The 10,124-nt window shown below is 72.6% G+C and carries 8 protein-coding genes and 1 pseudogene; all 9 read right to left on the bottom strand.

Going from position 1 to position 10,124, the window contains the following annotated elements; all coding sequences use genetic code 11:
* Positions 1 to 661, bottom strand: a 661-nt coding sequence (locus tag GSF22_RS24685; RefSeq protein WP_208816123.1) for a beta-phosphoglucomutase family hydrolase, incomplete at its 3' end; no start/stop codon positions are given.
* Positions 662 to 745: 84 nt separating this feature from the next.
* The gene (locus GSF22_RS24680; RefSeq protein WP_208816122.1) at positions 746 to 1,210 is read right to left on the bottom strand and encodes a DUF4442 domain-containing protein; all 465 of its coding nucleotides are present in this window, start codon (positions 1,208 to 1,210) and stop codon (positions 746 to 748) included.
* A 105-nt stretch (positions 1,211 to 1,315) separates the two neighbouring features.
* A complete protein-coding gene (locus GSF22_RS24675; protein ID WP_208816121.1) occupies positions 1,316 to 2,617 on the bottom strand; it encodes an ABC transporter ATP-binding protein in 1,302 nt (433 codons plus the stop codon).
* 136 nt (positions 2,618 to 2,753) lie between these two features.
* Positions 2,754 to 4,949, bottom strand: a complete 2,196-nt coding sequence (locus tag GSF22_RS24670) for a bifunctional glycosyltransferase/CDP-glycerol:glycerophosphate glycerophosphotransferase (protein WP_208816120.1) — start codon at positions 4,947 to 4,949, stop codon at positions 2,754 to 2,756.
* Between the two features lie 14 nt (positions 4,950 to 4,963).
* The gene (locus GSF22_RS24665) at positions 4,964 to 6,883 is read right to left on the bottom strand and encodes a DUF5941 domain-containing protein (RefSeq protein ID WP_208816119.1); all 1,920 of its coding nucleotides are present in this window, start codon (positions 6,881 to 6,883) and stop codon (positions 4,964 to 4,966) included.
* Complete coding sequence (locus GSF22_RS24660; protein ID WP_208816118.1) at positions 6,880 to 7,626, bottom strand: ABC transporter ATP-binding protein; 747 nt, start codon at positions 7,624 to 7,626, stop codon at positions 6,880 to 6,882. Before GSF22_RS24660 ends, GSF22_RS24665 begins: the two co-directional genes overlap by 4 nt.
* Positions 7,626 to 8,453 (bottom strand): ABC transporter permease, encoded by an 828-nt coding sequence (locus tag GSF22_RS24655; protein ID WP_208816117.1) that lies wholly within the window; start codon positions 8,451 to 8,453, stop codon positions 7,626 to 7,628. The genes GSF22_RS24660 and GSF22_RS24655 overlap by 1 nt, the downstream gene beginning before the upstream one ends.
* Positions 8,454 to 8,474: 21 nt before the next feature.
* Positions 8,475 to 9,854, bottom strand: a complete 1,380-nt coding sequence (locus tag GSF22_RS24650; RefSeq protein ID WP_208816116.1) for an L-serine ammonia-lyase — start codon at positions 9,852 to 9,854, stop codon at positions 8,475 to 8,477.
* Positions 9,855 to 10,022: 168 nt separating this feature from the next.
* A pseudogene (locus GSF22_RS35055) lies at positions 10,023 to 10,124 on the bottom strand (IS982 family transposase); the annotation flags it as partial.

The raw sequence follows: 10,124 nt of genomic DNA, 5'->3' as shown, positions 1-10,124 counted from the left end.
GGTCCACCCCCACCACGTACCCGAACCCGCCGGCCCGGCCCGCCTCGACCCCGGCGAGCGCGTCCTCGAAGACCACCGCCCGGGACGGGTCCACCCCGAGCCGGGCCGCACCGGCCAGGAAGGTGTCCGGGTACGGCTTGCCGCGCAGCCCCTCGGCGCGGGCGACCAGGCCGTCGACCCGTACCTCCAGCAGGTCGGTGAGACCGGCGGCGTCGACCACGTCCCGGCAGTTGGCGCTGGCGGAGACGACCGCCCGGCGCAGCCCGGCTACGGCGGCGGCCTTCAGGTAGGTCACCGAGCCGGGGTAGACGTCGACACCGTCGGTGTGGATCCGTTCCAGCAGGACGACGTTCTTCCGGTTGCCGATGCCGTGGACCGTCTCGGCGGTCGGTGGGTCGTCCGGGTCGCCCTCGGGCAGGACGATGCCCCGGGAGGCGAGGAAGGCGCGTACCCCGTCGGCCCGGATCCGGCCGTCGAGGTAGCGGTGGTAGTCCGGCCCGGGGTCGAACGGCCGGTAGAGCTCACCGGTGACGGCGGAGCGTTCCCGCAGGTACGCGTCGAACGTCGCGGTCCAGGCGGCGTTGTGCACCCGGGCGGTCTGGGTCAGCACACCGTCCAGGTCGAAGAGACAGGCGGTCACATGAGCAGGTAGGCCCAGCACCTCCTGAATCTAACCACCGGGGCGTCCGGTCAAACCCCTTTCGCACCGGGTGCCCGGCTCGGCTCGGGGCGACGACAGGGTGCCTCAGTTCCTCCGCAACGTCCAGACCACGGTCATCCGGCCGGTGACCGTACCGTCGGTGGTGGTGATCTCGACCAGGACCGGGAACTCCGGTCGGGTACCGCCGTCGAACTCGGCCTGCACGTCGGCCGGGGGGCGGGCCAGCCGGGCGGTCGCCCGTACCGGCCCCAGGGCGCGCTTGAGGTAGGCGATCTCGGCGCGGACGGCCAGCGGGACGGCCCGGTCGAGCAGGTGCCCGAAGGCGGCCAGCACCACCGCGCCGGAGGCGGTCTCCGCGAGGGTGAACATGGCGCCGGCGTGCGGCCCGCCGATGTGGTTGTGGGTGTCGGGGCTGTCGGGCAGCTCGACGACCGCGCGTACCCCGCCGTCCGCCTCGGGAGCCACCTCGTTGAACTGGATGCCGAGGGTCCGGACGAACGGCACCGCTTCGAGCATCCCGGCGGCTACCTGCCGCGAGTCGATGGACATGCCCGACACGTTACTAGCCGGTAACTTGCCCGGCAACCCGTCCGGCGGACGGCCCACCCCGGCAACGGTCGTCCGGCCGCCACACGGCCCGGTCCGGCCCGACGGTCAGCGCCAGCCCACGTCGATCCGGTCGCCCCGCTCGTCGAAGAAGTGCAGCGCGTCCATCCGTACCGACACGGCCAGCGGGTGCCCGGCGGCGACCGCCGGATAGGGGGCGAGCCGGACCGCCAGTTCGGCGGGACGCCGGGCGTGCCGTCCGGGGTCGTTGAGGATGCTGGTCCGGGTACCGCCCACCGCCGGCTGCTCGCTCTCCGCCACCCGGCCGGTGAGCCGCTGCACCGCGTGACCGAACCGGCGCAGCCGGCTCGACCCGCCGGACGCGTCGTCGTCGACCGGCTTGTTCAGCTCGTCCACCACGATCGCGGTGGCGCCGATGTCGAGGAAGGCCAGCGACTCGTGCCCGTGGTGCTCCAGGTACCGGATCCGCCCCTGGAGGACGTCGCCCGGGGTGTCCGGGGCGACCGGGGTCAACGCCTCGGCCCGCATCCCGACCACGATCCGCTCCCCGTGGTAGTGCGCCACCGCCCGGCTGCGGATGTCGTTCCAGGGCAGGTAGAGCGCCTGGTCGCCGAGGTTGAGGGTGACGTACCGGTCGAGGTGGACGTAGACCGACGCCTCCAGCAGGTTCATCCGGGGGCTGCCCAGGAAGGCCGCGACGTAGAGGGTGGCCGGTCGGCCGTACACCTGGGTCGGGGTGCCGACGTCCTGGAGCACCCCCTTGCGCATGATCGCCACCCGGTCGGCCATGGTCAGTGCCTCGGCCTGGTCGTGCGTGACGTAGATGGTGCTGACCCCCAGCTCACGGACCAGGCCGGAGATCTCCGCCCGCAGCTCCGCACGCAGCCCGCTGTCCAGGTTGGACAGCGGCTCGTCCATCAGGAACAGGCCCGGCCGGCGGACGATCGCCCGGCCCATCGCCACCCGCTGCCGCTGACCGCCGGAGAGTTGACTGGGCTTGCGGGCGAGCACGTCGCCGATACCGAGTGCGCTGGCCACGTCGGCGACCCGCTCACCGCGTGGCTCCGGCTCGACCCCGGCCAGCCGCAGCGGAAACCCGATGTTGTCCCCGACGCTCATGTGCGGGTACAGCGCGAAGTCCTGGAAGACCATGGCGATCCGCCGGTCCCGGGGCGGCAGGTCGTTGGCCAGCTCGCCGTCGAGCATGATGGCGCCCCGGGTCGGGTCCTCCAGCCCGGCGACCATCCGCAGCACGGTGGACTTCCCGCAGCCGGAGGGGCCGAGCAACACCATGAACTCGCCGTCGTTGACGTCGAGGTTGATGTTGTCCACCGCGACCGTCCCGTCCGGGAACACCTTGGTGACGTCCTTCAGTGCGACGGTGGTCACCGTCACCTCCCCCAGTTCCGTTGCCAGCCGACCCCGGAATGACTGTGACCAGCATCATCGGATCCGCCCATCGGGTAAACGTGCCATGTTCCCGCCGTGACAGCCCTGTTACGGGGGCATGAAACGGTTAGGAACCCTAACCACGAGTACCGCTCGGCGGGCTGGCCAGCAGAACCCGGCGGACCACCCGCTCGGCGGCCCGGCCGTCGTCCAGCGCGCAGAACCGTTCCCGGAACCGGCGCCGGGCCGACACCGCCCCCTCGGCCCGTTCCGCCCCGCTGCGGAACACCGCCAGCAGTTCGGCGAAGTCCCGGGCCACCGCGCCCGGCGGTTCCGCCGTCACGTCGAGGTAGACCCCCCGGGCCAGCCGGTACACCGGCCAGTCCGGGGCGTACACGACGACCGGCCGGTCCAGCACGGCATAGTCGAACATCGCCGAGGAGTAGTCGGTGACCAGGACGTCCGCCGCCAGGTAGAGGTCCTCCACACAGCCGTACCCGGTCACGTCGGTCACCCGGCCGGCACCGGACCCGCCCGGGTCACCGGGCCGGTGGTCGAAGTAGTGCCCGCGTACCAGCAGCCGACCGGCGGGGCCGAGCGCGGCCAGGAGACCGTCCGGATCGAACGGTGGCCGGTACCCGGGCAGGTACTCCCGGTGGGTCGGCGCGTACAGCACCACCCGGTCGCCGGGGGCGATGCCGAGCCGGGCCCGTACCGCCGCCACCTCGTCCGGGCCGGCGGTGACCAGCCGGTCGTTGCGCGGGTACCCGACCTCCAGCCGCACGTAGTCCGCCGGGTACGCCCGGTCCCACATCTGGGTGGAGAAGGCGTTGGCGGTGATGCTGAAGTCCCACCGGTCGACCCGCCGCAGCAGCGCCGCGAAGTCCATCCCCGGGGCGCCGAGCGGGTACCGCTGCTGGTCGAGGCCCATCACCTTGACCGGGGTGCCGTGGTGGGTCTGCACGTGTACCGAGCCGGGTCGCTTCACCACGTGATCGGGAAAGTTGACGTTGTTGACCAGCCACCGCGCCCGGGCCAGCACCCGGTAGTACGCCGGGGTGCCGGCGACCACGTACTCCACCCCGGGCGGCAGCTCGGCCACCCGGTCCCGCCGGACGATCCACACTCCCCGGATGTCGGGGGCCAGTTCCCGGGCCTTCGCGTGGATCGCCGCCGGGTTACAGGCGTATCCCCGGTACCAGTACGCCGCGTACACCGCCAGCGTCGGGTCGACAGGGCGCCGCAACTGCGCCCGGTAGTACCCGTACAGCAGGGCGTCCCGCCCCCGTCCGGCGGAGCGGCGCAGCGGGGGCAGCGTCCGGTCGGCGGCCCGGCGGGCGGTACGGGTCACCACCTGACCGGTCCGGCCGGCGACCCGCAGGGCGCTGAAGGTACGCCAGCGGTCGGCGGCCACCAGCCGGTGTTTCAGTCCCTCGATCCCACCCGGTACCGGGTAGCCGCCGGGTGGCCGCCACCGCCGGTAGTCCGCGTGGAGTTGGGCGAAGAACGCCGGCCGCAGGCCCGGTGGCAGTCGCCGACCGTTGCCCAGCACGGTCAGGTAGTGCCAGATCATCCGTTCGAAGAGGACCGGTCGCAGGGTGCTGTTCCGGTCGCCGACCAGGTCGAAGACCCGGTGCCACTGGTCGAAGACCTCGAAGTGCCGGGCGTCGACGGTACGGGTGATCGCCCCGGACCGGCGCTGCCGGTAGTTGACGCAGACCCGGTCGAGCACGCTGATCCGCTCCGCCGCCACCAGCGCCGGGTAACTGAACGACACGTCCTCGTACCAGCCGGGCGCGAAGCGCAGCCCCGAGTCGAGCAGGAACCCCCGCCGGATGATCTTGTTCCAGGCGGTGTGCAGCAGCCGGAGCACCGCCGGTCGCTCCGTGGCCCGGAACACCTCCGGCGGGCCGTCGGCGGCCAGCACGTCCACCAGGGCGCTGCGGCCGGCCCGGCCGGTCCAGTGCACCCGGACGTGGTCGACGAGCAGCACGTCGGGCGCAGTGTCGGCCAGCCGTCGGGCCACCGCCGGCAGGCAGTCCGGGGCGAGCCAGTCGTCCCCGTCGAGGAACCAGACGTACTCGCCGGTGGCCCGGTCCAGCCCGGCGTTGCGGGCCGGACCGAGCCCGGCGTTCTCGGCGAGCCGCACCGCCCGGACCCGGGGGTCACGGGCGGCGTACTCGGCGATGATCTGGCCACAGCCGTCCGGGGAGCAGTCGTCGACCCCGATCACCTCGACGTCACCGAACGGCTGGTCGAGGATCGAGTCGAGGCACTCCCGCAGGTAGCCCTGCACCTGGTAGGCCGGTACGACGAAACTGAGCAGGGTCATCGCCGGCCTCCCGGTCACCGACCCCCGGTGGCTCCTCTCGCCGTACCCGCTGCCGGTCGGCTGGCACGGGCGGGCACGGTCACCCAGGCGAGGGTCACACTCGCCAGGAGGACCACGAGCAGGTACCCCGCCAGTGTAGGCAGAACAACACTCGCGAATCCGGCTATTGCCGCAGCCGCCAGCACCAGCAGCCGGCCGTCCCAGCCCAGCATCCCGTCGTGCAGCGGCGGCGCGGCCTGCCGCTTCTCCAGCCGTGCGGTCAGGTCGTAGTGGTGCAGCGCCAGCACCAGCAGCAACCCGAACACCAGCGGCGGCGACACCGCCGCACCGACCCCCACCGCGATCACGAAGAGGTACTCGGCCGCCCGCAGCGCCGCCGGCACCAGCCAGTCCAGCGCCCCGGCGTGCGGCCGGGCGCTGCCCAGGCCCGCGGCGAGCACCACCAGCGCCGCCCCGGCCACCGCCAGCTTGAACGCGCCGCCGTCCAGCCCGGCCAGCGCCGCACCGAGCAGCCCGGCGGCGGCCAGCGCGGCGAGCACCGCCAACGGCAGCGGCCGGGCCGCCCAGCCCAACCGGCGCACCAGCGGCCCGTCGTCGCGGTACAACACCGCGTCGACCGTGGTCAGCACCGGCACCCGCATCGACCGGGCCCGCAGGGTACGCAGCGCCAACGTGTACCCGAACGCCAGCACCCCCCAGGCCAGCACCGCGACCAGGCTGACCCACGGGTCGAACAGCGCCACGGTCAGCGAGATCAGCGCCCACCGTTCCCCGATCGGGAAGACCACGGTCCGCTTCAGCCAGTACGACACCGAGCCGGTGTCGGCCTGCACCCGGTTGGACGCCTGGCTCAGCTTCGCCCCGAGACCGCCGGTCGCGGCCGGGGCGGGCCGGCGCGCCGCCTCGTCGTGCAGGGCTCCGTACCAGGTGTCGGTCATGTGCCGGACGGTCTGGAGGGTGATCGCCGCGATGGCCAGCGCCCAGCCGTACTCGTACCCGCCCAGGGTCGCCCCGGCACCGAGACCGGCGTAGACGACGTACTCCTTGGCCCGGTCCGCCATGGTGTCCAGCCAGCCGCCCCAGGCGCTGAAGTGCCGGGTGTACCGGGCCAGTTGCCCGTCCACGCAGTCGAGCATGAAACCCAGGTAGAGCAGGACCGCGCCGACCACCCAGGGCACCCGGGCGTCACCGTAGGCGAACAGCCAGGCGGCGGCGAACGCGAAGAGCACCGACACCGCGGTCACCCCGGTCGGGCCGAGGCCGATCCGGGCGCAGAACTTCGTCACGTACGGCGACCAGGTGCTGACGAAGAACGTGGTGAAGAAGTCGTCCCGCTCCTTCACCGACAGCTTCAACTCGGCCCGGTCCTCCTCGACCGCCGCGACCGCCGCCTCGGCGGCGGCCAGCCCGGCCGCGTCGGTCACCCGGTGCGCCACCAGCAGGCGTACCCGGTGGGCGAAGACCGTGGTGCCGGTCGCGGCGAGGGCCGCGAAGAGCCGGTCCACCGCCGGTCCGGGCCCGTCCGGCACGGTCCGCGCGGCGGTGGCGAGGGCCGGCAGGTCGGGTACGCCCACCCGCAGCGCCCCGCCGAACCCGCCGGTCGCGCCGGCCACGGGCGTGGTGGCGGACTCGACCACCTGACCCCGGTCCTCGCGGACCGCGACCCGGTCGGGGTGGACCGGGTCGGTGAGCACCAGTGCCACCGTGGGCCCGACCGGGCTGGTGGCCAGGTGCCGCAGGACGGCGGTGTGCGCGACCAGGTCGGTACCGCTGATCAGGAGCGGTTCGGTGGCGGTGGCGGCCAGCGCCGACAACTCGGCGGGGTCGGCGACGACCCGGACCTCCCGGGCCCCGGCCGCCCGCCACTGCTCGACGAGACGCTCGGGGGGCGTCGCCGCGGGGTCACCGGCGGCGAGCACGACGGCCAGCGTCACCTCGGGACCGCGGCGTGGTACGCGTCGAGCGCCTCGTGCACCGTCCCGTCGACGGTCAACCGGCCGCCGTCCAGATAGAGACCCCGGTTGCAGAACCGGGTCAGGTCGTTCTCGTTGTGTGACACCAGCACCAGTGTGCGCCCCTCCGCGAGCAGTCCGTCAATGGTCGCGTAGCACTTCCTACGGAACTCCGCGTCGCCCACCGCCGTCACCTCGTCCATCAGCAGGATCGGGTGGGGCAACCGGGAGATGATCGCAAAACCGAGCCGGACCTTCATCCCCGAGGAGTAGTGCCGCACCGGCGTGTCGATGGCCCGCGCCACCTGTTCCCCGGCGAAGTCCACGATCTCGTCGCAGTGTCGCCGCAGGTAGGCCGGGGAGAGTCCGTGCAGCGCGCCGACCAGGTGCAGGTTCTCCCGGCCGGTCAGGTCGTTGGAGAAACCGGCGGAGAGTTCCAGCAGCGGCGCCACCGCGCCCCGGACGGTGATCCGCCCCTCGTCCGGGATCAGCACCCCGGCGATCAGCCGGAGCAGGGTGCTCTTGCCGGTGCCGTTGCGGCCGATCACCCCGACCGTGTCCCCCGGCATGACCTGGAAGGACACGTCCCGCAGCGGCCAGAACCGGCCGGCTTCGGCGCGCCGGACGCCCCGGTGGATGACCAGCTCGCGGAGGCGGAGCTGGCGGCGCCGGTTACGGACGAACCGGATGCCCAGCCCTTCGGCGGTGATGATCGCCTCCGGCACTACAGCTCCTTGAGGACGGCGGGTTCCAGCCGACGGAACACCCACCAGCCGACCAGCAGCACCCCGACGCTGCCGGTCACCGACACCGCGAGCAGCCGGGCGTCCGGGAACTCGTCCGGGTACCAGACCGCGTGGTGCAGCTGGAAGATGCCGACCAGCGGGTTCAGCTCGTAGGCCACCTTGATCCAGCCGGGCAGCGCCGAGTCCCGGACCAGGGCCAGTGGATAGATGATCGGGGTGGCGTAGAAGAGCACCCGGATCACCAGCCGCATGAACCGTTCGATGTCGCGCATCAGCACGTTGAGCGCGGAGAGCAGCAGCGCCACCCCGGTCAGCAGGACCGCCTGCACGGTGACCGCCAGCGGCAGCGCCAGCAGCGACCAGCCCGGGGCGATCCGGCCCTGCACGGCGTAGACCGCCGCGACGGTCGCCAGCACCGGCAGCCCGGCCAGGTACTCGGCGAACCGGCCGGTGACCCGGCCGATCGGGAAGACCTGCCGGGGCAGGTTCATGGTGGTGATCAGGCGGGCCTGGCCGGTGAGCGCGTTGGTCGCCTCGGCGATCGCCGCGTTCGTCCACATCCAGGCGAAGATCCCGGTGGCCAGGAAGAGCGGGTAAGACCCGGACGCGTCACCGAGGTGCCGGGTGGTGTCCCCGGAGTAGAGCAGGCCGAAGACGAACCAGTAGATGGCCCCCATGCCGAGCGGCTCGATGAGCGACCAGAGGTAGCCGAGGGCGGACTGCTGGTACTTCACCGCGAGGTCCCGCTTGACCAGGATCCGCAGCGAGTTGCGGTGCGACCAGATCGCCGCGACGCCAGCCGTCACCGCCGCCTCCGCCCCGCTGGTTCAGCACTCGATCACGTTGACCGCGAGTCCGCCGCGCGCCGTCTCCTTGTACTTGACCTTCATGTCGGCGCCCGTCTCCCGCATGGTCTTGATGACCTTGTCCAACGAGACGGCGTGCACCCCGTCGCCGCGCAGCGCCAGCCGGGCGGCCGTGATCGCCTTGATGCTAGCCACCGCGTTCCGCTCGATGCACGGAATCTGCACGAGTCCCCCGACCGGGTCGCAGGTCAGCCCGAGGTTGTGTTCCATCCCGATCTCGGCGGCGTTCTCCACCTGGGCCGGCGTACCACCCAGCGCCTCGGCCAGCCCGGCGGCGGCCATCGAGCAGGCCGAACCGACCTCGCCCTGGCAGCCGACCTCGGCCCCGGAGATCGAGGCGTTCTCCTTGAACAGCACGCCGATCGCACCGGCGGCCAGCAGGAACCGGACCACCCCGTCCTCGTCGGCCGAGGGGACGAACCGGGTGTAGTAGTGCAGGACGGCGGGGATGATCCCGGCCGCGCCGTTGGTGGGGGCGGTGACCACCCGGCCGCCGGCCGCGTTCTCCTCGTTGACCGCCAGTGCGAAGAGGGTCACCCAGTCCATCACCCGCAGCGGGTCCGCCGGGGCTGCACCGGTGTCGTCGGCGCTCAACTGGCGGTGCAGTTCGGCCGCCCGGCGCCGGACCTTCAGCCCGCCGGGGAGCACCCCGTCCCGGCTGCACCCGGCGTCGACGCACTCCCGCATCACCCGCCAGATGTCCAGCAGCCCGGCGCGCACCTCGGCCTCGCTGCGCCAGGACAGCTCGTTGGCGAGCATCACCTCGCTGATCGACAGTCCGGTCCGTTCGGTGACCGCGAGCAGTTCCACGCCGGTGAGGAACGGGTACCGCACCGGGGTGCTGTCCGGCTTGATCCGGTCCGCGCCGGCCGCCGCCTCGTCCACCACGAAGCCGCCGCCGACGGAGTAGTAGGTCCGGGTCCGCAGCAGCTCACCGGTGTCGTCGTACGCCGCGAAGGTCATCCCGTTGGGGTGGTACGGCAGCGCGCGGCGGCGGTGCAGTACCAGGTCACGGTCGGTGTCGAAGGCCACCTCGTGCACGCCGAGCAGGTCGAGCCGGCCGGTGGCGCGGACCTGGGCCACCCGGTCGTCGACGGTGTCGGTGTCGACGGTCTCCGGGGCCTCACCGGCCAGTCCGAGCAGTACCGCCCGGTCGCTGCCGTGTCCGTGCCCGGTGGCGCCGAGGGAGCCGAAGAGTTCGGCCTGTACCCGCGCCGTGGTGGCGAGCAGCCCGTCGGCCTTGAGTCCGCCGACGAAGGTACGGGCGGCCCGCATCGGGCCGACGGTGTGCGAGCTGGACGGTCCGATACCCACGCTGAAGAGGTCGAAAACGCTGATCATGCCGCACTTCCCCGGTCCGGAGGGCCACCGACCGGCGAGCCTACCCGCTGACCCGGGCCGGTAACCCCGAGCAGCGCTCCCACCCAATATACGGACGGGGCCGAAATAGGGGCGGCTTCCCGATCTGCGGTCCGGGGTACTCCCTAGACGAGTAAGTCCGAAGTCGGGTCAGTGGTCGTAGGCGATCAGGGACCTGGTCACGGGTTGGCCGGTGGCGCGGTTGTGCCAGATCGCGGCGGTCATGGCGAGGATTCGCTGCGCGACTCGGGC

Source organism: Micromonospora echinofusca, assembly GCF_017614955.1.
In the GTDB taxonomy this organism is placed as follows: Bacteria; Actinomycetota; Actinomycetes; order Mycobacteriales; family Micromonosporaceae; genus Micromonospora; species Micromonospora echinofusca_A.
Note: the sequence above shows the minus strand (reverse complement) of the source record. Positions and strands in the feature narration are given on the sequence as shown.